Source organism: Alteraurantiacibacter aquimixticola, assembly GCF_004965515.1.
GTDB classification, from domain to species: domain Bacteria; phylum Pseudomonadota; class Alphaproteobacteria; order Sphingomonadales; family Sphingomonadaceae; genus Alteraurantiacibacter; species Alteraurantiacibacter aquimixticola.
Window position 1 is genome coordinate 237,705 of the sequence record NZ_SSHH01000004.1, and the last position, 22,854, is coordinate 260,558.

Consider the following 22,854-nt stretch of genomic DNA (forward strand, 5'->3'; position numbering starts at 1 on the left):
TGGAAGGTTCGGAGTTGTGGACTGGTCAAGGATTAGGTGATCGCGTGAGCAGGATGGCGACATCAGGTATGAAGAACCGCTTGGCGGCCGGCATTGCCGGGATCGTCATGCTGGTCGGCGTGCCCAGCGCCGGCCTCGCTGTCGGCCTGCTCGATGCCGATGCGGTGGCCGCGGCGCGCAATGGTCTTGCATCCTTCACCCCGTCCTCTGCCGATCCGCGCATGGTGCGCATGCTCGAATCGCGCGGCGTTGCGACGTCGGGCCTGGTGCGTTTCACGCCAGCCGGGTCGGATGCCACCAGCGATCGTTCGGTAACCGTGGCTGTCCGCGTGGATGAGGAAACGGCGCAGGCCATCTCGGTCCGCAATGCCATTTCCAGCGCGCGCAGCGAAGCGGTGGCCGAAGCCAGCGCGAAGATTGCAACCTCGCGCTACAATCTTGGCCTGGCACGCGGCTATCGCAGCTTTGCGCAGGCGGCACCTGCCCTTTCGCAGCCGCTCAGCAATGCGGCCATCCCCGACCTTTCGGAATTCGAGCCCGCGCCCGGCGTGCGTGAGGAGCCGAGCCGCTTCGCCGCCCGCATCGCGCTGGAAGAGGCGGAGCGTCCCGCAACCTCTGCCCCGCAGACGCTGGATTCGCTCGGCGACCAGTCACTCGATGTCGCGGGCAGCTATCGCCTAACGCGCAATCTCGATGTACGCGCCGGCATCCGCTACCAGCAGGATCGCGACGGGCGCACGACGCTCCCCGACCTGGAGCAGAAGGACAGCCAGGCCGTTTATATCGGCACGCAGTTCCGCTTCTGACCGGCAGATCAATACGGACCATCGGACAACCCCGCTTCGGCGGGGTTTTTCTTTACCTTGCAACAGCGGACTGCCTAAGACGGGGTTAATCGCTCGATCTGATGATTCGAAAGGGAATTTTATGGCACGTGTCGCAATCGTTACCGGCGGAACGCGGGGCATCGGCAAGGCAATCTGCGAAAGCCTGAAGGCCGATGGCATGACCGTGGTCGCCAATTATGCCGGCAATGACGAAAAGGCGCGCGCCTTTACCGAAGAAACGGGCATTCCCGCCTACAAGTTCGATGTGGCCGATTACGATGCGGTGCAGGCAGCCTGCGCCAAGATCGCCGAGGATGTCGGCCCGATCGATGTGCTGGTGAACAATGCCGGCATCACCCGCGACGGCACATTGCTCAAGATGAGCCAAGAAGACTGGATGGATGTGGTGAACACCAACCTTGGCGGGTGCTTCAACCTTGCCAAGGCGTGCTTTGCGCATATGCGCGACCAGAAATGGGGCCGCATCATCAATATCGGCTCGATCAACGGACAGGCGGGCCAGTACGGGCAGGTGAACTATGCCGCAGCGAAGAGCGGCATCCACGGTTTCACCAAGGCGCTGGCGCAGGAAGGCGCGCGTTTCGGCATCACCGTCAACGCGATTGCGCCGGGTTATATCGATACCGACATGGTCGCCGCCGTGCCCGAAAACGTGCTGGAGAAGATCGTCGCCAAGATCCCCGTCGGAAGGCTGGGCCATGCGGAAGAAATCGCCCGCGGCGTGAGCTTCCTTGCGTCCGAGGATGCCGGCTTCGTCACCGGGTCAACCATGTCGATCAATGGCGGCCAGCACATGTATTGAAGTGCCGGCCGCCCTTCCCTGATCGTCCCTTGCGGCGTCAGGAAATCCAGTAGCCGACCACTCTCCATTGCTCGTCCTCGCGCTGCAGTATGACCGTCTCGATCACGCCGCTGCGATTGGCGAAATCGGTGCGGAAGCGCACCATCTGGTAGCCGCGCGGCGGGGCGGGCACGGTTTCCACCTCAGCCAGAAGTCGCGTTTCGACCGCGCCCAGCGGACCGCGCGCCTGTTCCGAAGCTTCTGCCCATACGGTGCTGGTATTGAGCTCGCGGAACACCGTGCCGGTCGCCTGCCAGCTTTCCTCCCACTGCTCGGCGTCCACCAGCGCAAGCCAATCGCGCGCCGATTGCGCGACGGCAGCCGCCTGCTCTGCGGGCAAGTTGGCTTCGAACGGGTGGGTGTCAGCGGTCGCCGGTGCCGAGCCTTGCGCGAGATTCACGATCGCGAGCGTTGCCAGAATGAGTGACATGATGATGGTACCTCCGATTATCCAGCCGGGGAGGGTCCCCGGTCGTTGCTGGATTTCGGATGTCATGCCCGACGCCGGGCGATCATCCCCCATTGGCTTGTACGCAAAGGAATTGGGGGGAGGCGATTTGGCCGCAGGCGCCTCTACTTCGGCCAGCATGCGCGCGGCTTCGCGGCTGCTCGTCACGGCCAGCTTGCGCCGCGCATGGCGCAGCCGCTCGTTGATCGTATGCACCGACAGGTCGAGCTGGCGCGCCATGGATTTCGCGTCATAGCCCTGGATGACGAGGCGCAGCGTCTCCTTCTCCTTCGCGGTCAGTGCCAGCAATCCTTCCACCATCCGCTCGCCTTCTCCCTGCGAAACCGCTTTGCCAACCTATGCCGGGTGACCCACAGCCGACACCCCAAAAAAATCGTATATGCCAGGCCGCAAGAGCTCTATGGGATCGGCCCATGCCCGACATCTACCACCCCCCCGTGAAGCACTCGGTCGAAATTGCCGGACACAAGACCTCGATCAGCCTCGAACCGCTGTTCTGGGAATTGCTGCGCAAGGAAGCAGCCGATGCGCAGCTGCCGGTGAATGCGCTGGTGGCGCAGATCGATGCGGAGCGGATCAAGGCGGACACGCCCCCGGGCCTTGCCAGCGCGATCCGCCTGTGGCTCGCCGCCCGCTGGGTGCTGGAAGACGAGTAGCGCTCCGCTTTACCGGACCGGAGCGAGCTCTCCCGGCGCATCGCCATTGGCTTCGATATCGGCAATCAGCGCCTTCATCTCGTCGATCTCGCGAACCTGCGCCTCGATGATTCCATTGGCGAGCTCGCGCACGCGCGGATCGCTGATATGGGCGCGGCGGCTGGTCAGGATTGCGATCGAGTGATGCGGGATCATGCCTTTCATATAGGCGATGTCGCCGACCGTTTCCTGGCTGCGCACCAGCCCCAGCGAGGCGAGGAAGAGCAAAATAGCGCCGCCGTAGATCGCCAGGTTCATCGCCCTGTTGCGATACATGCCCAGCATGAAAGTGAGCATCACCACCGCCATTACGGCGACCATGATGAGCGTCATCCACAGGCGCGTCTGGCTGAAGAAGACGTGATCCCACGCATAGGTGTGGAGATACATCAGTCCGTACATCAGCACGCCCGAACTGGCGGTCATCGCGAAGAAGCGGGGGTAGGGTGATTTGCTGTCGTTCTTGCTATCCATGACAAAAAAGCGGGCGAAACCTGCAAAGGGTTCCGCCCGCTTCGTCGTTCGGTGCCCGCGGCGTCAGTAATTGGCCGGGGGATCGCTGGCGGGAAAGCTTTCGTCCGCCGCCTCGTCCACCTTGGTCCATTCGCGCTTCGGCTTGTCCGCCATGGCCTCGGGACCGGCATCGCGGATCTGGGCGAAGTTGGCCCCGCCTGCCTGGCCTTCAGCGAACGCCTCGTTCTGACGGCCTTTGTGCTTCTCGTAATATTTGTACCCGGCAAATCCCAGGACGCCGAGCAATGCGGTCTTCAAAAGCATGGTCTTGCTCCTTCCTTTCGCGATCAACGAGCGAAACGCGAAAAGGTTCGGGAAAACGTTTCGAATGCGGCCAACTATTCCTTCGACGCAAATGGCAGTTGACCGCGCCGAATGCCGCCCTATCCCTATTGTGCATGAGCGAAAAGAAACCGATCCGCAAAGCCGTGTTTCCCGTCGCGGGCCTCGGCACACGTTTCCTTCCTGCGACCAAAGCCATTCCGAAAGAACTGCTGCCGATCGTCGACAGGCCGCTGATCCAGTATGCGGTGGACGAAGCGCGCGAGGCGGGGATCGAGCAGATGATCTTCGTCACCGGCCGCGGCAAGACGGCGATCGTCGAGCACTTTGACGTCGCCTACGAGCTGGAAAGCACCATGTCGGAACGCGGCAAGTCGCTCGACGTGCTGGGGCCGACAAGGGCGACGCCGGGCGATATCATCACCGTGCGCCAGCAAGTGCCGATGGGGCTGGGCCACGCGATCTGGTGCGCCCGCGCCATCGTGGGGGACGAACCCTTCGCCATCATGCTGCCGGACGAGCTGATGGTGGGCGAGCCCGGTTGCATGGCGCAGATGGTGGAAGCCTATAATGAAGTGGGCGGAAACCTCATCTCGGTGCTCGAAGTGCCCAAGGACGAGGTCTCCAGCTATGGCGTGATCGACCCTGGGGCAGAGAACGGCGCACTGACCGAGGTAAAGGGGCTGGTCGAAAAGCCGCCTGTCGCCGAAGCACCGTCGAACAAGATCATCTCCGGCCGCTATATCCTGCAGCCCGAAGTGATGCGCACGCTGGAAACGCAGGGCAAGGGCGCGGGCGGGGAAATCCAGCTGACCGATGCCATGGCGCGGATGATCGGCAACCAGCCCTTCCACGCAGTGACTTTCGCCGGCCGCCGCTTCGATTGCGGCAGCAAGACGGGTTTTGTCGAAGCGACGCTGGCCCTGGCGCTCGAACGTGACGATATGGGCGAGGAAGTGCGCGCGATCGCAAAGCGGCTGCTGGAAGGCTGACACGCGGGCCTGACCGGCCGGCAATGAACATAAAAAAGGCGGCAGGGGACTGCCGCCTTTTCCATTCCCGTCCAGGGATTGTTCTTATTCGGGCCCGCCGACGGCGCCTTCGCCGTGATCGAGATCGGCATATTGCGCGGTCATATAGGGAATCGGATCGACCGGCTCCCCATCGAGGCGGACTTCGTAATGCAGGTGCGGACCGGTCGAGCGGCCGGTGGAGCCGATATAGCCGATCAGGTCGCCCTTCTGCACCCGCTCGCCCGCCGCAACAGTGTAGGACGACAGATGTGCGTAGCGCGTCTGCAAGTCGCCGCCATGTTCGATCTGGACGTAATTGCCATAGCTGCCGAACCACTGCGCGCGGCCCACGCGGCCATCGGCGGTGGCATAGACCGGCGTGCCGTGCCCGGCGGCCAGGTCAACCCCATTATGCTGGCGGCGCTGGCGCAGGATCGGGTGGTTGCGCATGCCATAACCGCTGGTCAGGCGAACGCCTTCCACCGGCATGCGCGAGGGAACCGAGACGCTGTTGCGCGGAGCAGGAGCGATTTCGCCGCTGGAGGTGATGCGGCCGCCATCATCCAGCGCTTCCCAGCTGGCGAACAGCGCGCCGAATTCCTCGTCCGACGCAGCGGCGGGGCCGGCTTCGGCCTGATCGATACTGCTGGCGATCTGGGTAGCGGCGGAGGCCATGCCTTCCTTCGCGAGGGCGGGCGTCGCGCCCATACCGAGGGCAGCGGCGATACCGATTGCGGTTTTGACGAGCATACGATCCCTTTGTTTTGCTTGCACCTTTCGGCGCGCCGTCAACTCTTTCGCCGGACCCCATTTGCCCTTTCAAAAGGGCCTCCCGTCCGAAAATCTTCCTACAGTCGGGAACCTTCGCCCGTCTGCGTGATTAGGAGGTATGCGGGGAAAAGTTAATTAAGCAAGACCGTGATACGCGTCACGCGACAAACCGGCAGCAAGACGCGCTGAGTCGTTGAACGGTCGTTTAAGTTTGCCTCGGAAATGGCGCCGCACCAGAAATTTCCAATGCTTTTCCGGCACTTCTCTTCTCTTAACGCAAATCCGCGCGAAATGGGTTGATCCCGCGCGCACGTGGCGGATTTCATCGTCAAGGATTCGTTCGAGGATTTTCGCCCCGTTTTCATCGCCTTGCGCGCGAACTCGCTCCAGCGTTGCCGGGGTAACGTCGAGCCCGCGCGCCTCCAGCACCATGGGCACGACGGCCAGCCGCGCCGCCACGTCATGCTGCGTTTCCTGCGCGGCACTCCACAGCCCGTCATGCACCGGCAAGTCGCCATAGGACGCGCCCATGCTCGCGAGTTTCCGTTCGATCAGAGCGAAATGCATCGCTTCGTCCGCGGCGACGTGGAGGAAATCGGCGATGAACGCCTCGTCCATCTCTCCACCGAATCGCCCGACCATATCGAGCGCCAGGTCAATCGCGGCGAATTCGATATGCGCCAGCGAATGCCACAGGGCGATGCGGTTCTTATCCGATCCGCCGCGCCCGCGCTTGGGCATTTGCGATGGCGGCAGCAGTTGAAGCCGGTCCGGCCAGCGCGGCCTGTCGGGCATTGGCGCGGAAAAGCCGGTGGGCAGCCGCCCGCGCCGCCAGTCGCGCACCAGCTGGCGCGTCGCCTTGACCTTGGCGCGCGGCTCGCCGGTCAGCAGCGTGGCGCGGATGGCTGTCGAAAGATCGCTCATTGCCGTCAGGCAGCGCGGTTACAGCGCCTTGACCGCCTCCAGCACCTCGGCGGCATGGCCCTTAACCTTCACCTTGCGCCAGACCTGCGCGATCTTGCCGTCGGCATCGACGAGGAAGGTCGAGCGCTCCATGCCCATATATTTGCGGCCATACATGCTCTTTTCGACCCAGATCCCCAGCGCATCGGCCAGACCCTTTTCCTCCGGATCGCTGGCGAGCGGGGCCTTCAAATCATGCTTGGCGATGAAGTTCTGGTGCTTCTTCGCCGAATCCTTGGAGACGCCTAGCAGGCTGGTGCCCGCCTTCTCGAAATCCTTCGCCAGCGCGGAGAAGTCGATATTCTCGGTGGTGCAGCCGGGCGTGTTGTCCTTGGGATAGAAGAAGACGACCAGCTTGCCGCCCTTGAAATCGGACGGTTTCACCGTGCCGCCTTCGGGGGTTTCCATCGCCACGTCGGGCATGGCGTCTCCAACATCGGGGCGGGTGCTCATTCGTCTATCTCCAGTTCCTGTCCAAAATGGTGGACCCATTGCGCGGCCACGGCGCGGCGCGCTTCGCCAAACCCGGCCAGCAGCGCCTCGAAGCTCTCCTGCCCGCAGGCCTTGGCCAGGGCAATACGGGCCGCCGGCGGTGGCGGCTCGCCTTCGGGCGCGAGCAGGCGCGCGGCGATCAGCAGGCGGGCGAGGGTCGAGAAATGCTCGCCGAAACCGGCAGGCAGGTGCCCCGCCTCAACCAATCCGGCAATCGCCACCTCGATACCCGGCGCAAGCGCAATCCGCTCCCGCAATTGCAGATAATGGACGAGGAATTCGCAATCGACGAGCCCGCCGCGCAGCAGCTTCACGTCCAGCGGCCCACGCGGTGGCTTGTGGCGCGCCATCTCTCCGCGCATCTTCAGGACATCTTCTTTGAGCACCGCCGGATCGCGTGGGGCCTCCAGCACATCGCACACGATCTGCCGCAAGCGCGCGCGCCGCATCCGGACCAAATAGTGGGCGCGCACGGCACAGCGCCATATGCTCCCAGGTCCAGGCATCCTCTTGCTGGTATTTCGCAAAGCTTTCGAGGCTGACCGCGAGCGGCCCCTGGTTCCCCTGCGGTCGCAGCCGCGTATCCACTTCATACAGCGCGCCTTCGGCCGTCGGCACACTGAGCGCGGCAGTGACCCGCGTGGCGAGGCGATTGAAATAGAGCGATGTGGTGAGGGGGCGGAGCCCATCCGATTCGGCGCCCGGCTCCGCGTCGAACAGGTAGATGAGGTCGAGATCGGAGGCATGGGTCAGCGCCCCGCCGCCCAGCCGCCCGAGGCCGAGCACAAGCAACTCGCCATCCTCGATACGGCCATGCTTGCCTTCGAACTCGGCAATCGCCGCCTCTGCCCCCGATTGCAGCGCAGCCTCAGCCACGCGGCAAAGCCCCTCGGCAATATCGAGCGGGTCATGCGCGCCCTCGATCAGCTGCACGCCCAGGGCAAAGCGCTCCTCCCCGACGATCTGCCGCACACGGTCGAGATGCGATTCGTAATCGTCCTCCTCGCTTGCCGCCATGCGCGCCGCCAGCGTCGCAACATCCTCCGGCAGGTCGAGCGCGCTCGCATCGATCAGCGCATCGAGCAGGTCCACCCGCCGCGCCAGCTCATCGGCCAGCGGCGGCGCGAGCGTCAGCACGCGCAGCACCTGTTCGAGCAGGCCGGGGCGCTGTTCGAACAGGCGGAAGAGGTTGATCGCGGTCGGCAAGCGGGAGAGCAGCGTCTCCCACCGCGCCATGGCGCGCGCGGGATCGAAGGCATGGCTCAATGCCTCATGCAATGTCGGCAGGATTGCATCGAGCGCGAGCCGCGCCTCGGTGCCCTTCAGCGCCCGGATCGTCTCCTTCCAGCGCTCGACATGGCGCAGGAAATCGACGGGCAGTTGCGGTGCGGACGCCCCGGCCGAAGCGACCGCAATTTCCTCGTCATCACCCAGCAGCGAATCATAGCGCTCGGCCACACCGGCGCAGACCTCCTTCAACTCAGCCAGCAGCGCGGCGCTGTCGGCCAGCCCATCGAGCCGGGCAACATTGTCGATCGCCTCCGCCTTGGCAGGTATCTCATGCGTCTGCCGGTCTTCGACCATCTGCAGGCGGTGCTCGACCTCGCGCAGCCGGTCATAGGCCTCGCCCAGAACCAGCGCATCCTCGCCCTTGATGATCCCTTCCGCCGCCAGCGCATCGAGCGCGGCGCGCGTCCCCCGATGGCGCAGCGAAGGTAGTCGCCCGCCATAGATCAGCTGGTGTGTCTGCGCGAAGAATTCGACTTCGCGAATGCCGCCGCGCCCGCGCTTCAGGTCGAAACCCGCCCCAGGCTCCAGCGGGCCGCTATAAGCCTTGCGGATGCGCGCAGTGAGGCGGCGGATCTCCTCGATCGCGGTGAAGTCGAGGCTGCGGCGCCAGATGAAGGGGCGCAACTGGTCGAGGAAAGCCTCGCCCGCCGCTACGTCCCCGCCGGCCACGCGCGCACGGATATAGGCGGCCCGTTCCCATGCGAGCGCCGAGGATTCGTAATGGCTCATCGCGGCGGCAAAGCTGATCGCCAGCGGGCTGACCTCGGATGCCGGACGCAACCGCAAATCGACGCGGAAGACATAGCCGTCGGCGGTCTGGTGCGCGAGCAGCTCCACCAGTCCGCGGGCATAGCGCTGCGCCGCCTCGCCCGGCTCGTCCTTCTCGCGCCGGGGCAGCGTTTCCGGATCGAACAGCAGGATCGGGTCGATGTCCGAGCTGTAATTGAGTTCGCCCGCCCCCTGCTTGCCCAAGGCGATGGCGGTCATGCCCCGCGCTTCGGCATCGGGAACACGGCGTGCGATCACATGGGTAATCGCCTTGTCGAGCGCGCGGTCGGCGCATTGCGACAGCTCCAGAGTGACTCTTGCCAGTGGGAAATGCCCGGCGAGGTCTCCCACCCCCAGCACCAGTGCCAGGCCCAGCCGCTCGATCCTGAGCGCCTTGCCGAGGTCGCCCTCATCCACCGCCTTGGCCAGCGCCAGCGCCTCGTCGGCGCGCCCTTGTTCAAGGAGTTCAGCAAGATGCGGCAGGCGCTTCATCGCCAGCGCCAGAAACGGCGCATGGTCACGTGCACGGCGCAGGGCATTGTCCCAATCGGCAGTCATCGCAGCCTTCCCTGCAACCTCTTTTCGCGTGGCACAAGCCAGCGCTTGCCGCAGGGCCCACAGTTTGCCAGATGGGCGCCATGCAAACGCTCCCCAGACGTCATCATCTCCTGTCCATCATCGCAACCGGCTCGCTCGCAGCCTGCACCACCACCGCCACTTTGCCCCCGCCCGCCGCACCGGGAATCTCGCTCGCAACGATGCAGGAAGCGACGCGCACGCTGGCTTCCGACGAGTTCGAGGGCCGCGAACCCGGCACTCGCGGCGAAGGGCTGACTATTGCCTACCTGGCCGAGCAATTCGCCGCTGCCGGCCTTGAGCCGGGCAATGACGGCAGCTGGTTCCAGGACGTGCCGTTGGTGGAGATCACCGGTAGCAATTTCGCGCCGCTGGAGCTCTCAGGTGGCGGTGTCTCCCTTTCCTTCGACTATGCCACAGACTGGGTCGGCGTCAGCTACCGCCAGATGCCGCGTACGGCGATCAATGGAAGCGAGCTCATCTTCGTTGGCTACGGCATCAATGCGCCGGAGAAGGGCTGGAACGATTATGAAGGCGTGGACATGCGCGGGAAGACCGCACTGATCCTCGTCAACGATCCCGACTATTCCACCGAAACTCTGGAAGGCCCGTTCAACGGCCGCGCGATGACCTATTACGGGCGCTGGACCTACAAGTATGAGGAGGCCGCGCGCCAGGGTGCGACCGGCGCGATCATCATTCACGAGGATTTCCCCGCCGCCTATGGCTGGAACGTTGTCGAAAGCAGCTGGTCTGGCCCGCAGGCCTATGCCGATACCGGCACCGGCGGGATGGACCAGACGGCGATGAACGGATGGATCACACTCGATGCGGCGAAAGCGATGTTCGATGCCGCGGGGCTCGACATGGAAGCGCTGACTGCCGCCGCGAGTGAGCCGGGTTTCGAGGCGGTTCCGATGAACCTCGCCGTCTCCACCTCCTTCGACAACGATTTCCGCCGCTTCACCTCGCGCAACGTGGTGGGCGTGCTGCCGGGCAATAGCCGCCCGGACGAATATGTGCTGCACACCGCGCATTGGGATCACCTCGGCCGCTGCACGCCCAATGAAGAAGGCGACGACATCTGCAATGGTGCGATCGACAATGCCACCGGCACCGCCGCGCTGATCGCGCTGGCCGAAGCGCATAAGGAGGCCGGCGGCACCGGGCGCTCGCAGGTCTTCCTCGCCGTAACCGCCGAGGAATCCGGCCTGCTGGGCGCGGAATATTACGGCGCCAACCCGATCTACCCGCTGTCGCAGACGGTCGGCGGGGTGAATATCGATGCGCTCCATGTGACCGGCCCCGCACGCGACGTGATCTCGATCGGCTCGGGCAAGAGCGAGCTCGACTTCGTGGTGACCGAGGCACTGGCGGCGCAGGGCCGCGTCCTCTCGCCCGATTCGTCCCCGCAGGCCGGGCGCTATTACCGCTCCGACCATTTCGGCCTCGCCAAGCGCGGTGTGCCGATGATCTACCTCAAGGCCGGGATCGACCTGGTCGATGGCGGCACGGAGGCAGGCATGGCGATGGATGAGGAATACACCGCCCATGCCTATCATGGGCCGGACGATGAATATAACGAGAGCTGGGACTGGCGCGGTGTGATGATGGACCTCGAACTCTACTACGCAATCGGCCGCGACCTGGGCAATCGCAGCGACTGGCCCAACTGGTATCCGCAGGACGAATTCCGGATGATCCGCGATGCCAGCTGCGCTGGCGAGGGAGGCTGCTGAGCCCATGCCATACGCCATGCCCGCCGAATGGGCCGAACAGGAATGGATCTGGATCGGCTTTCCCGCGGCCGCCGATTTGTGGGAGGATGATCTGGTTCCCGCACAGCGGCAGGTCGCCACCTTCGCCAATGTCATCGCCAGGAGCGGGCAGCAGGTCCGGATGGTGGTCCGCGACGAAGAGAGCGCGGCCGCCGCGCGCCAGCTCACCCATCCCTCCATCATCTTCGAGCACCATCCCTATGGCGATATCTGGCTGCGCGATACCGGCCCGCTGACGCTGCTCGGCAAGGGCGGCCGCGCGGCACGGCGCTTCGGCTTCAACGGCTGGGGCGAGAAATATGTGCTCAAGGGCGACCAGAAAACCGGCGCCTCACTCGTCAAGGCCGGCAAGCTAAAGGACTTGGGCAAGGCGGACTGGATCCTCGAAGGCGGTGCCATCGACACCGACGGCACGGGACTTGTGGTGACCACGCAGCAATGCCTGCTCAATCCCAACCGCAATCCCAAGCTCTCGCGCAACGATATCGAGCGGCGGCTGGAGCGTGACCTCGGCTTCAAGCGTATTCTGTGGCTCGGCAATGGCCTGCTCGGCGATCACACCGATGGCCATGTCGACAACCTCGCCCGCTTCTACGGGCCCGGCAGGATCGCCATCCCGAAGGCCATGGACGATGGCGATCCCAATGCCGACACCTATGAGGATGCGGCAGAGCGCGCGGCCAATTTCGGGCTGGAAGTTGCGCGCATTCCCTCACCCGGCGCGATGGGAGGAGGCAAGGATGTGGAGCCTGCCAGCTACATGAATTTCGTCATCGCCAACCGCGTGGTGGTAGTGCCGACCTATGGCTCGCGCCAAGACGATGCGGCGGTGGAGGCGATAGGCGCGCTGTTCCCGGGCCGAAAGACCGTCGGACGGCCTGCCAATGCGGTGTTGACCGGCGGCGGCAGCTTCCACTGCTGCAGCCAGCACGTGCCGCGGGCATGAGGCCCAAGGCATGATGGATTGTTAACTTTTTGTTAGGGATTGCAGCGGAAAGTGGCGGGATGACCAAGGCCATTGCCCTCACCCGCGCCCATGCCGCTCGCAGCGCCGAAGCGATCCGCTTCGCGATCGTGACCATTTGCGGCTGCGCGCTGATTGCGGCCGGCCAGGTCCTTCCCTTCTGATCAGACCAGTCGCGACACCGCGATAGTCGCCGCACTGCCCAGCACCAGTGCGGTGGCCGCCTGCCATTGCCGTGCGCTGACGCGGCCGAAGGCGCGGTGGCCGAACCAGTCCCCGATGAGCACCGGCACGAACAGGGCGAGCGCCAGCAGCATGTCCTGCCAGGTGGCTACGCCGCGCCAGAGGAAGAAGGCCACCGATAGCGGGGTGAGGAGGAGGAAGATCGCCATCATGCTCGCCCGCGCCACCTTCGGTTCCAGCCGCCCGCGCAGATAGAAGGGCCCCATGCCCGGCCCCGGCATTCCGGCAAATCCGCCAAGGAAGCCGGTCGCCACGCCCGAAATCGCCATCGCCGGATGACGTGCCAGCTTCACTCGCCCGAGCGGGATAACCACCAGCACGAAGGCACCGAGCGAGACCATCGCGATCAGCACACGCGCCCAATCCGCCGGGAGCGCGGTCAGCGCCCACATGCCAAGCGGCGTCGCGGCAATGGCGATCACGGTGATGGGAATAGCCGACTTGTCCGCATCGCGGCGAATGCGGCCGATATCGGTGAGGCCGATCAGGAACAGCGAAACCAGCCCGACGAACACTGCCACCTGCGGCGATATCGCCAGCTGCAGCACCGGCACCAGCACGACCGACAGCCCGAAGCCCGCCAGCCCGCGCACAAAGCCCGCCGCCAGCGCGGCGGCGATGGCTGCGGCCCATGCTTCGGGCGGCATCGCGGGCAAGAAGGTCAGCCGTTCCTGTCGGGCGCGGTGGCCGCGCCGGTAACCAACGCAATCGCCTCCTCGACAGGCAGGAATTGCTGCTGCTTCTCACCCAGTGTGCGCAGCGCGACCGTGCCTTCCTCCGCCTCGCGCTTGCCCAGCACGAGGATGTAGGGAACCTTGGCAACCGAGTGCTCGCGCACCTTGTAATTGATCGACTCGTTGCGGAAATCGGTCTCGACGCGAATGCCCGCCGCTTCCAGCTTCGCGGCCACTTCCTTGGCATAAGGATCGGCGTCGGACACGATCGTCGCCACCACCGCCTGCACCGGCGCGAGCCATGCGGGCAGGCGACCGGCGAAGTGTTCGATCAGGATACCGATGAAGCGTTCGTAGGAACCGAAGATCGCGCGGTGCAGCATGACCGGGCGGTGCTTCTCGCCATCCTCGCCGATATAGGTCGCATCGAGGCGTTCGGGCAGCACGCGGTCGGACTGGATCGTGCCGACCTGCCAGGTGCGGCCGATGGCATCGGTGAGGTGCCATTCGAGCTTGGGAGCATAGAAGGCGCCCTCGCCGGGAAGTTCTTCCCAGCCAAATTCTTCCGTCGCCATGCCGGCATCGACCACCGCCTGGCGCAATTCGGCCTCCGCCTTGTCCCAGTCCTCGTCGCTGCCGAAACGCTGTTCGGGGCGCAGGGCCAGCTTGATCTCGTAGGTGAAGCCGAAATCCTTGTAGATCCGGTCGGCCAGCTCGCAGAAAGCGCGGACCTCGGACACGATCTGGTCCTCGCGGCAGAAGATATGCGCATCGTCCTGCGTGAACTGGCGCACGCGCATCAGGCCATGCAAGGCACCATGCGGTTCGTTGCGGTGGCAGCAGCCATTCTCATAGAGGCGCAGCGGCAGGTCGCGATAGGAAGTGATGCCCTGCTTGAAGACCAGCACGTGCGCCGGGCAGTTCATCGGCTTCAGCGCCATCCAGTCGGCATCGCCGCTGATGATTTCGCCTTCATCCTCCGTATTCGGCACCTCGTCGGGGATGACGAACATGTTCTCGCGATACTTGCCCCAGTGGCCGGACTGCTCCCACTGGCGCGCATCCATCACCTGCGGCGTCTTGATTTCCTGATAGCCCGCCGCATCGATCGCGCGGCGCATATAGGCTTCCAGCTCGCGCCAGATCTTGTAGCCGTTCGGGTGCCAGAAGACCGAGCCATGCGCTTCTTCCTGCAAGTGGAACAGGTCCATCTCGCGGCCCAGCTTGCGATGGTCGCGCTTGGCGGCCTCTTCCAGCCGCGTGAGGTGTCCCTGGAGCTGCTTCTTGTTGAGCCAGCCCGTGCCGTAGATACGCGTCAGCTGCGCGTTCTTCTGGTCACCGCGCCAATAGGCCCCGGCGACGCGCATCAGCTTGAAGGCCTGCGGATCGAGCTTGCCGGTGGAGGGCAGATGCGGGCCGCGGCACATGTCCATCCAGTCCTCGCCAGACCAATAGACCGTGAGTTCTTCGCCATCGGGAAGCTCTGCGGCCCATTCGGCCTTGAAATGCTCGCCCTGCTTCTTCCACGTGTCGATCAGCGCTTCGCGCGACCATGCCTCGCGCGTCAGCGGCTTGTCCGCCTTGATGATCTCGCGCATCTTTTCCTCGATGGCGGGCAGGTCGTCCATGCCGAAGGGTTCGCGGGAGGCGGGAGCCATCACGTCGTAATAGAAGCCATCATCGGTCGCCGGGCCGAAAGTGATCTGCGTGCCGGGCCACAGCGCCTGCACCGCTTCCGCCAGCACATGGGCATAATCGTGGCGGGCGAGTTCGAGCGCCTCTTCCTCATCGCGAGACGTGACCAGCGCCAGCTCCGCATCGCCGTCAAACGGCCGGTTGAGATCGCGCAGCTCGCCATCCACCTTCGCCGCAATCGCGGCCTTGGCAAGGCCGGGGCCGATTGCCGCCGCGACATCCGCCGGGGTCGATCCCGTCGGCATCTCGCGCACCGAACCATCGGGAAGGCTGATCTTCAACAACTCGCTCATCGAAACTCGCTCTCAATTCTCTTGGGCGCGCCATGGCACAGAGCGGCGCGCACCGGAAGGGGCGGCGTCGGGTTCAAGACAGCTTCGGGAGGGTGACGCCGCACCGCCCGAAGCCGGGCGGCGGCAGTCGCGTATCAGGCCGCGACCGACCGCCCCCGGCGAACCGGGGTGGTAGTAGTCGTGGTGGTGATGCGTGCTTGCGGCATGTCTGCCCATATAGGGCGCGATTGCTGCGAAGTCACTAACCGGCGCATAGGCCCCCTTGGCGCGCCGCATTTGAGGGTCCATGTTGCCGCCCGCATGACCGGGACAGACACTCAATTCGCCGAGATCGCGGGCCGCCGCATCGCCTATCGCCACACGCCGGGCAGCGGGCCGGCCATCGTCTTCCTGCCCGGCTATATGTCCGACATGGCGGGCGGCAAGGCGACTGCCGTGTTCGACTGGTGTGTGGCCGCCGGGCGCGAATGCCTGCTGCTCGACTACTCGGGCTGCGGGGAGAGCCCGGGCGACTTCGCCGACGGCACTTTGTCGCGCTGGTGCGAGGAAGTCGTGGGCCTTGCCGACGAAGTGCTGGCGAATGAGCGTATCGTGATTGTCGGCTCCTCCATGGGCGGCTGGCTGATGCTGCTGGCGGCGCGCGAACTGGGCGATCGGATCGCGGGCCTCGTCGGCATCGCCTCCGCCCCCGATTTCACCAGCTGGGGCTATGACAAGGACCAGAAGGCGGCGCTGAAGCGCGGCGAGACCGTCTATGAGGAGAGCGATTACGGCTATGATCCAATGCCCACCCATCCCGCTTTCTGGGCGGACGGGCAGGCGCAGCGGCAGCTGAAGAGCGAGATCCCGCTCGATTGCCCGGTGCGGCTGCTGCACGGGCAGGAGGATGCCGACGTGCCGCCGCAGACCTCGCTCGACCTCAGTGACGCATTGCGTTCAGAGGATGTGCAGGTGGTGCTGGTCAAGGGCGGGGACCACCGCCTCTCGCGCGACAGCGATATCGCGCTGCTGCTGCGCACGATGGCCTCGATCCACTGACCCGGAAGCTGCTTCATGCTGACCACGCTCATTTCCTCGCTCATCTTCGCCCAGCTTGCCCTGCCGCCCACACTGGAGGAGGATCGGTTGCGCGCCTGCATGGATGAGGCGCGCAACGATCCGGCGCAGGCCATCCTCAACGTCTCGGACTGGATGGTGGGGACCAGCGGCCCGAGCGTCAGCGCACCGCAACAATGCCTCGGCTTTGCCTATATGAGCCTGCTACGCTGGGACGCGGCGCGCCAAGCCTTTACCGAAGCGCGCGATGCGCGGCTGGAGAGCGACAGCGCCGGGCGCGCGAGGTTGGGCGCGATGGCAGGCAATGCGGCGATTGCCGCGGAGCAGCATGGGCAGGCGCTGGTGCTGCTGCAAGCCGCCCAGGCCGATGCGACAGCGGTAGGGAATACCACTCTCGCCGGCAGCATCGCCTCGGACAGGGCACGCGCACTGGTCGGACTAGGACGCATGGCGGATGGCGCGAACGCGTTGGAAGAGGCGCGCAGCCTCGCGCCGCAGGATGCAAGCATCTGGCTGCTCTCGGCCACCCTCGCCCGGCGGATGGAGAATCTCGCCAACGCGCAGCAATGGATCGAAACCGCCGCCGCGCTCGATCCGGGTAATCTCTCCATCGGCCTTGAGGCCGGTCTGGTCGCCGCGCTGGGCGGGTTCGACGATGCCGCGCGCAGCAGCTGGCAATCCGTGATAGACACCGCCCCGCGCACGCCAGAAGGGCAGACCGCGCGTTTCTATCTCGACCAGCTCGATGAGGAGCAGCTGCCGCAATGATCCCGCTTTCCGTCCTCGACCTTGTACCCATCCGCGAAGGCAAGGAGGTTTCGGACGCGCTCGCCGAAGCAGGGACGCTAGCGAAAGTGGCGGAGGAGGCGGGCTACAAGCGCCTCTGGGTGGCAGAGCACCACATGTCGCCCGGCATTGCCGGCGGCGCGACTTCGGTGGCGATATCCCACATCGGCCATTGCACCAGCACGATCCGCATAGGCGCGGGCGGCATCATGCTGCCCAACCACAACCCCTTCGTGATTGCCGAGCAGTTCGGTACGCTGGACGCGCTCTTCCCCGGGCGCGTGGACCTCGGCCTCGGCCGCGCGCCGGGTGCCGCGCCGGTGCTCGCGCAGGCTTTGCGCAAGAATCTCGGCCAGGCAGCGGAATATTTCCCGCAGGACGTGGTCGAGCTGCGCGCCATGCTGACCGGCGATATCGAGCTGCCGATCACCGCCACGCCGGGGCTCGGTGCCAAGGTCGAACTATGGATGCTCGGCTCCAGCCTGTTCGGCGCGCAGCTCGCCGCGCGGCTGGGCATGCCCTATGCCTTCGCCAGTCATTTCGCGCCCGACCATCTCGACGCCGCGCTCTCCACCTATCGCAGCGAATTCCGCCCCTCCGACTATCTCGACAAGCCCCACGCCATGGCGGCGATGACGGTGATTTGCGCCGACAGCGACGGGGACGCAGTGCTGCTCGCCAGCTCGCAGGACCAGGCTTTTGTCCGCCTGCGCACCGGCGATCCGGGCAAGCTGCCGCCGCCCGTTGCGGGCTATCGCGAGACCCTCGACATGAGCGCGCAGGGCATGCTGGCACGGCTCGATGTCGCCCGCGCGGTCGGCTCCCCCGCCACGGTACGCGAGCGGATCGCGCGTTTCGTGGAGCGCACGCAGGCGGATGAGATCATCGTCTCCGGCGCCACTTACGACCCCGCAGCGCGCCAGCAATCGCTGCGCCTGACCATGGAAGCGCTGGGAGCCGACCAACCTGCATCGGCAAAATAGTTTCAGTCTCTACCAGTTTTCGGGTGCGAAGCTTCCCGGCCCATTGTAGGGCTGCTGCGGAACAATACGGGCCAGGCCCGACTACTACTTTCAGACCTGCCCGCTAAATGGGCGACCAGGAGAGGTCCGAATATGGCAAAGGCGAAGGCAGCCGCGAAAAAACCCACCGGCAAGGCGAAGCACCTCGCGATTCTGCGCGAACGTATCGCCGATTCGATCCTTCCTGGCGAGACCGGGCTGGAAGGCAAGGCGCTCGATGATGCGGCCTCCTTCCTGCTCGAAGCCGCGCAGAGCCGCGAGGATGGCAAGCCCTCGATCCTGATCCGCACTTCGGCTGACGGCAAACGCATGACCCGTATCGCCGTGGTCAATCGCGACGTGCCGTTCCTCGTCGATTCGGTCAGCCGCGCGATTGCCGATAGCGGGCTGACGGTGGAACTGCTGGTCCACCCGATCCTCCCCGTCCGCCGCGACCCCAAGCGCAATCTCACCGACCTGCCGGACACCGCCGAAGCTGGCGAGAAGCGCGAGAGCTTCATCTATGTCGAGACCGAGCGCGTGGACGCCAAGCTGCGCCGCACGCTTGAGGCCGACCTTGCCGCCGCCATCGCCGATGTGCGCGCCGCCGTGGCGGACTGGCCGCAAATGCAGGCGCTGATGGAAAGGGATGCGGACAAGCTCTCCGATGCCGAAGGCGCCGCGCTGCTGCGCTGGCTGTGCGGCGGGATGATGACGCAGCTGGGCCATGTCACCCGCCATCGCGACGGCAAGCAGGCGGACCAGCTGGGCATCTGCCGCAAGAGCGCGCGCGAACTGCTCGCCGATGCCACGTGGGAGCGCGCCTTCGCATGGTTCGATGGCGCTGGTGGCAGGCCCGGCCGCGCGCCGCTGATCGTCAAGGCCAATCGCCTATCCAAGGTGCATCGCCGCGCCCCGCTCGACCTGTTCATCTTGCCGCTGATCGAGGATGGCCGCGTCGCCGCACTCTCCACCCATGTTGGCATCTGGACCAGCGCTGCACTTATGGCCGCGCCCGCCAATGTGCCGGTCCTGCGCCAGCAGCTGGAGGCGATCGGCGAGGAGCTCGATTTCGTGGCGGGCAGCCATGACCACAAGGCGCTGATCCATTCGCTGTCGGTTCTGCCGCACGATCTGATGATCAGCTTTTCCGAAAGCGACACTTTGCGCGTCGCCACCACCATGATGGCGCTGATCGACCGGCCGCGTCCCCGCGTCGCCATGGTCGCCGCACCGCTCGAACGGCATATCTTCGCCTTCGTCTGGCTGCCGCGCGACATGCTCTCCACTGATGTGCGGCTGCAGATCGAGGGGCTGCTGGAACGCGAGACCGGTGCCAGCACACTCGACTGGAGCCTGATGGTCGAAGGCGGCAGCCTGGCACTGCTGCGCTATGTGCTCGATGCCCGGCACAGCACCGGCGTGCCCGATGACAATGCGGTGGATGCGCATTTGCAGGACATGCTGCGCGGCTGGACCGATGCAGTCGAATCCGCCCTTGCGGAAAGCGAGGAACCGAGCCGGGCTGCGGCGCTCGCCTTGCGCCATGCCGGGAGCTTCCCGCCGGCCTATCGCTCCGCCTACGGCCCTCTCGAGGCCGCGCGCGATATCGAGCGGCTGCGCCATCTCTCCCCCGAAGACGGGCACGAACTGGGCCGCGATGCGCGCCTCTATCGCCATGCGGCCGATGCCGAGGACCGGCTGCGGCTGAAAGTCTACCAGGCGAGCGGCGCCCTTCCGCTGTCCGATGCCGTGCCCGCGCTCGAACATTTCGGTTTTCGCGTGCTGTCCGAAATCCCCACAGAGCTGGCGGGCGAGGACATCGGCACGATCCACGATTTCCTGCTCGGCATGCCGCCGGGCGAGGACAGCGCCCCTCTGCTCGAACGCTCCGAAGCGATCGAGCAGGCGATCTGCGGCGTCCTCAATGCAAGGGCAGAGAACGACGTCTTCAACCGGCTGGTGATCTCTACCGGCATTTCCGCGCAGGAGGCCGAGTGGCTGCGCGCCTTCTACCGCTATTTGCGGCAGGCCAATATCGCCTTCACCATCTACACGGTGGTCGATGCGCTGGCGGCGGCGCCGGAAGTGACGCGCGCGATTATCGAGCTGTTCCGTACGCGCCACGATCCGGCCTTCAAGGGCGATCGCGAGAAAGCAACGGCAGCGGCGGAGGAGGCCATTCGCGTCGGCCTCGCCAATGTCAACGCGATCAATGACGATCGCATCCTGCGCCTCTACTGGCAGACCATCGCGGCAATCCTGCGCACCAATGTCTTCGCCCCGGCTGCGGCAGAGGCGCTCGCCTTCAAGATCGATTCCGCGCTGGTCCCCGGCCTGCCCAAGCCGGTGCCGTGGCGCGAGATCTTCGTCTATTCGCGCCGGGTGGAGGGAATCCATCTGCGCGCAGGCCCTGTCGCGCGCGGCGGCATCCGCTGGTCGGACCGGCGCGACGACTTCCGCACCGAAATCCTCGGCCTGATGAAGGCGCAGCGGGTGAAGAACGCAGTGATCGTGCCTACTGGCGCGAAGGGCGGCTTCTTTCCCAAGCAGCTGCCCAATCCCGCGCTGGACCGAGATGCGTGGTTCACCGAGGGGCGCGAGAGCTACAAGGTCTTCATCCGTACGCTGCTGTCGGTCACCGACAATCTGGTCGACGACAAGGTCGTCCATCCCGAAAACGTGGTGATCCACGATGGCGAGGACCCCTATTTCGTGGTCGCCGCCGACAAGGGCACGGCGACCTTCTCCGACACCGCCAATGCCATAGCCATCGAGCATGACTTCTGGCTGGGCGATGCTTTCGCCTCTGGCGGCTCCAACGGATACGACCACAAGGCCATGGGCATCACCGCGCGCGGCGCGTGGATCTCCGTCCAGCGCCACTTCCTCGAAATGGGCGTGGACGTGCAGAAAGAGCCGGTCGAGGTCGTCGGTTGTGGCGACATGTCGGGCGACGTGTTCGGCAACGGCATGCTGCTGTCGAAAGCGATCAAGCTCGTGGCCGCATTCGATCATCGCCACATCTTCATCGATCCCGATCCCGATCCGGCGGCGAGCTGGAAGGAGAGGAAGCGCCTGTTCGACCTGCCGCGCAGCAATTGGGCGGAATATGACGACAGCCTTCTGTCCAAGGGCGGCGGCATCTTCCCGCGCAGCATGAAGCGCATCCCGCTCTCCGCGCAGGCGCGCAAGGTTCTGGGCGTTGAGGACAAGGAACTCGATCCCGACAGCCTGATCTCGGCGATCCTCAAGGCGCCCGTCGGCCTCGTCTGGTTCGGCGGCATCGGCACCTATATCAAGGCGGAGAGTGAGACCAATGCGCAGGTCGGCGACCCCGCCAATGACAGCCTGCGGGTGAACGCCCATGAGGTCCGCGCCAAGGTGATTGGCGAAGGCGCGAATCTGGGCGCGACGCAAGCGGGGCGCATCGAATTCGCCCTGCGCGGTGCCGAGGGTATCGGCGGGCGCATCAATACCGACTTCATCGACAATTCCGCCGGTGTCGATTGCTCCGACAATGAAGTGAACATCAAGATCGCGCTGGCCCCGGCGCGCAAGGCCGGCCGCCTGTCCGAAGCGAAGCGCAATGTGCTGCTGGAGGATATGACCGAGGCGGTGGCCGAACTGGTGCTGGAGGACAATCGCCTGCAAGCGCTCGCGCTGTCCATCGCGCAACAGGGCGGCGCCAATGCCATGGGCGCGCAGCTGCGCCTGATCGAGGCGCTGGAGGAGATGGGCGAGCTCGACCGCAAGACCGAAGGCCTCGCGGGCAGCGATGTCCTCTCGCGCCGCGCGGCGGACGGGCACGGGCTGACAAGGCCCGAGCTCGCCGTGCTGCTCTCCAGCACCAAGCTGGTGTTGCAGGATGCGGTGGAGAAAAGCGGCCTGGCGGCTGACAAGGCCGCCGAAGCGCTGGTGCTCGACGATTTCCCGCCACAGCTGCAGGAAAAATTCGCCCCTGCCCTGCTCGACCATCGCCTGCGGACCGAGATCGTCGGCACGGTGGTCGCCAATCGCATCGTCAACCGCATGGGCATGGTCCATCCTTTCGAACTGGCAGAGGAAGAAGGCGCCGGGCTCGACCGCGTGGGTTGCGCCTTCGTCTCGGCCTGCAATTTGCTGGGCATGGAGGCGCTGTGGGATTCGGTCGACGCCACCGCGATGAGCGAGGAGGCGCGCCTTGCCCTGTTCAGCCATGCGGCGCAGGCGCTGCGCAGCCATATGGCGGACCTGCTTCGCGCTGGTGGTTGCGGCATCGGCCCGGCCAAGCTGAAGGCGGATATCGGTCCGCTGGTGGATGCACTGTCCGACCAGGCCGAGGGGCTGCTGGGCCTCGAAGCGCGTAGCCACGTCGCCGCCATTGCAGAGGAGCTGGAAAGCAAGGGTGCCCCGGCCAAGCTGGCGCAGGGGGTTGCCCGGCTCTACGCGCTCGACGGCGCGATCGGCCTCGCCATGCTGGCGCGCGACAGCAAGGTAGCGCCGCTCGATCTCGTCAACGCCTTCGTCGCGCTGGGATCGCTTCTCGGCCTCGACTGGGCGCAGGCGCGCGCGGCGGTAATGACGCCGTCCGATCCGTGGGAGCGGCTGCTGGTGGCGGGCCTCGCGCGCGATTTCCAGCAGATGCGTTTCGATTTCCTGCGCCATCTTTCGGGCGGGCGTTCGGCCAAATCGCCGCTCGATACGCGCATCGACAATTGGGCGCAGGACCACGAAGCCGCGATTGCACAGTTCCGCCGCGTGATCGCCCGCGCGCAGGCGAGTGCCCCGGTTTCGTCCGCCGTGCTGGCGCAGATCGCCAGCCAGGCGCGCAACCTGCTGCAACGCTGAACCCGTCGCTGCC

Annotated in this window: 21 protein-coding genes; 11 read left to right on the plus strand and 10 right to left on the minus strand. The window is 65.3% G+C overall.

Annotated elements, in window-relative coordinates; translation table 11 throughout:
• Nucleotides 1-68 precede the first annotated feature (68 nt).
• Nucleotides 69-806 carry a hypothetical protein gene (locus tag E5222_RS14780; protein WP_136694568.1) on the plus strand — a complete coding sequence of 246 codons (738 nt, stop codon included), beginning with the start codon at nucleotides 69-71 and terminating at the stop codon, nucleotides 804-806.
• 121 nt (nucleotides 807-927) lie between these two features.
• A complete protein-coding gene (phbB, locus tag E5222_RS14785; protein WP_136694569.1) occupies nucleotides 928-1,650 on the plus strand; it encodes an acetoacetyl-CoA reductase in 723 nt (240 codons plus the stop codon).
• Between the two features lie 37 nt (nucleotides 1,651-1,687).
• Here phbB and E5222_RS14790 read toward each other — a convergent pair whose 3' ends face one another.
• A complete protein-coding gene (locus E5222_RS14790; protein ID WP_136694570.1) occupies nucleotides 1,688-2,458 on the minus strand; it encodes a helix-turn-helix domain-containing protein in 771 nt (256 codons plus the stop codon).
• Between the two features lie 113 nt (nucleotides 2,459-2,571).
• On the opposite strand from E5222_RS14790, the gene E5222_RS14795 reads away from it, so the two are divergent.
• The gene (locus E5222_RS14795) at nucleotides 2,572-2,814 is read left to right on the plus strand and encodes a ribbon-helix-helix domain-containing protein (protein ID WP_136694571.1); all 243 of its coding nucleotides are present in this window, start codon (nucleotides 2,572-2,574) and stop codon (nucleotides 2,812-2,814) included.
• A 9-nt stretch (nucleotides 2,815-2,823) separates the two neighbouring features.
• Here E5222_RS14795 and E5222_RS14800 read toward each other — a convergent pair whose 3' ends face one another.
• Both E5222_RS14800 and E5222_RS14805 read right to left on the minus strand, forming a co-directional pair.
• Nucleotides 2,824-3,327: a DUF305 domain-containing protein gene (locus tag E5222_RS14800; RefSeq protein WP_136694572.1), complete on the minus strand. Its 504-nt coding sequence runs from the start codon at nucleotides 3,325-3,327 to the stop codon at nucleotides 2,824-2,826.
• Between the two features lie 63 nt (nucleotides 3,328-3,390).
• Nucleotides 3,391-3,630 carry a hypothetical protein gene (locus E5222_RS14805; RefSeq protein ID WP_136694573.1) on the minus strand — a complete coding sequence of 80 codons (240 nt, stop codon included), beginning with the start codon at nucleotides 3,628-3,630 and terminating at the stop codon, nucleotides 3,391-3,393.
• 134 nt (nucleotides 3,631-3,764) lie between these two features.
• On the opposite strand from E5222_RS14805, the gene galU reads away from it, so the two are divergent.
• Entirely contained in the window at nucleotides 3,765-4,640 is an 876-nt protein-coding gene (gene galU / locus E5222_RS14810) for a UTP--glucose-1-phosphate uridylyltransferase GalU (RefSeq protein WP_136694574.1), read from the plus strand.
• Between the two features lie 84 nt (nucleotides 4,641-4,724).
• Here galU and E5222_RS14815 read toward each other — a convergent pair whose 3' ends face one another.
• The 5 genes from E5222_RS14815 to E5222_RS14830 all read right to left on the minus strand — a co-directional run bounded on the left by E5222_RS14815 (nucleotide 4,725) and on the right by E5222_RS14830 (nucleotide 9,503).
• Entirely contained in the window at nucleotides 4,725-5,411 is a 687-nt protein-coding gene (locus E5222_RS14815) for a M23 family metallopeptidase (RefSeq protein ID WP_136694575.1), read from the minus strand.
• A 156-nt stretch (nucleotides 5,412-5,567) separates the two neighbouring features.
• Nucleotides 5,568-6,356 (minus strand): ferritin-like domain-containing protein, encoded by a 789-nt coding sequence (locus E5222_RS14820; RefSeq protein WP_136694576.1) that lies wholly within the window; start codon nucleotides 6,354-6,356, stop codon nucleotides 5,568-5,570.
• Nucleotides 6,357-6,374: 18 nt separating this feature from the next.
• Entirely contained in the window at nucleotides 6,375-6,848 is a 474-nt protein-coding gene (locus tag E5222_RS14825) for a peroxiredoxin (protein ID WP_136694577.1), read from the minus strand.
• The gene (locus tag E5222_RS16895) at nucleotides 6,845-7,108 is read right to left on the minus strand and encodes a hypothetical protein (protein WP_342773188.1); all 264 of its coding nucleotides are present in this window, start codon (nucleotides 7,106-7,108) and stop codon (nucleotides 6,845-6,847) included. Before E5222_RS16895 ends, E5222_RS14825 begins: the two co-directional genes overlap by 4 nt.
• Nucleotides 7,086-9,503 (minus strand): [protein-PII] uridylyltransferase family protein, encoded by a 2,418-nt coding sequence (locus tag E5222_RS14830; RefSeq protein WP_342773189.1) that lies wholly within the window; start codon nucleotides 9,501-9,503, stop codon nucleotides 7,086-7,088. Before E5222_RS14830 ends, E5222_RS16895 begins: the two co-directional genes overlap by 23 nt.
• An 80-nt stretch (nucleotides 9,504-9,583) precedes the next feature.
• On the opposite strand from E5222_RS14830, the gene E5222_RS14835 reads away from it, so the two are divergent.
• Genes E5222_RS14835 through E5222_RS16860 form a run of 3 tightly spaced genes read left to right on the plus strand, consistent with a single transcriptional unit; the run spans nucleotide 9,584 to nucleotide 12,427 of the window.
• Nucleotides 9,584-11,260 (plus strand): M28 family metallopeptidase, encoded by a 1,677-nt coding sequence (locus E5222_RS14835; protein ID WP_136694578.1) that lies wholly within the window; start codon nucleotides 9,584-9,586, stop codon nucleotides 11,258-11,260.
• Nucleotides 11,261-11,264: 4 nt separating this feature from the next.
• A complete protein-coding gene (locus tag E5222_RS14840; RefSeq protein ID WP_136694579.1) occupies nucleotides 11,265-12,245 on the plus strand; it encodes an agmatine deiminase family protein in 981 nt (326 codons plus the stop codon).
• Nucleotides 12,246-12,304: 59 nt separating this feature from the next.
• Entirely contained in the window at nucleotides 12,305-12,427 is a 123-nt protein-coding gene (locus E5222_RS16860) for a hypothetical protein (protein WP_281276787.1), read from the plus strand.
• Here the strand turns inward: E5222_RS16860 and E5222_RS14845 are convergent, their stop codons facing one another.
• Both E5222_RS14845 and thrS read right to left on the minus strand, forming a co-directional pair.
• Nucleotides 12,428-13,153, minus strand: coding sequence for a sulfite exporter TauE/SafE family protein (locus E5222_RS14845; RefSeq protein ID WP_136694867.1), 726 nt, complete (start codon nucleotides 13,151-13,153; stop codon nucleotides 12,428-12,430).
• Between the two features lie 14 nt (nucleotides 13,154-13,167).
• Nucleotides 13,168-15,168 (minus strand): threonine--tRNA ligase, encoded by a 2,001-nt coding sequence (thrS, locus tag E5222_RS14850; protein WP_136694580.1) that lies wholly within the window; start codon nucleotides 15,166-15,168, stop codon nucleotides 13,168-13,170.
• 300 nt (nucleotides 15,169-15,468) lie between these two features.
• Between thrS and E5222_RS14855 the strand changes: the two genes are divergently transcribed.
• From E5222_RS14855 to E5222_RS14870, 4 genes are all read left to right on the plus strand, one after another.
• On the plus strand, nucleotides 15,469-16,206 hold the full coding sequence (locus tag E5222_RS14855) for an alpha/beta hydrolase (protein ID WP_136694581.1): 738 nt from the start codon (nucleotides 15,469-15,471) through the stop codon (nucleotides 16,204-16,206).
• Between the two features lie 15 nt (nucleotides 16,207-16,221).
• A complete protein-coding gene (locus tag E5222_RS14860) occupies nucleotides 16,222-16,992 on the plus strand; it encodes a tetratricopeptide repeat protein (RefSeq protein WP_136694582.1) in 771 nt (256 codons plus the stop codon).
• Nucleotides 16,989-17,993 carry an LLM class flavin-dependent oxidoreductase gene (locus tag E5222_RS14865; RefSeq protein ID WP_136694583.1) on the plus strand — a complete coding sequence of 335 codons (1,005 nt, stop codon included), beginning with the start codon at nucleotides 16,989-16,991 and terminating at the stop codon, nucleotides 17,991-17,993. The genes E5222_RS14860 and E5222_RS14865 overlap by 4 nt, the downstream gene beginning before the upstream one ends.
• A 132-nt stretch (nucleotides 17,994-18,125) precedes the next feature.
• The gene (locus E5222_RS14870; protein ID WP_136694584.1) at nucleotides 18,126-22,841 is read left to right on the plus strand and encodes an NAD-glutamate dehydrogenase domain-containing protein; all 4,716 of its coding nucleotides are present in this window, start codon (nucleotides 18,126-18,128) and stop codon (nucleotides 22,839-22,841) included.
• Nucleotides 22,842-22,854: the final 13 nt, after the last annotated feature.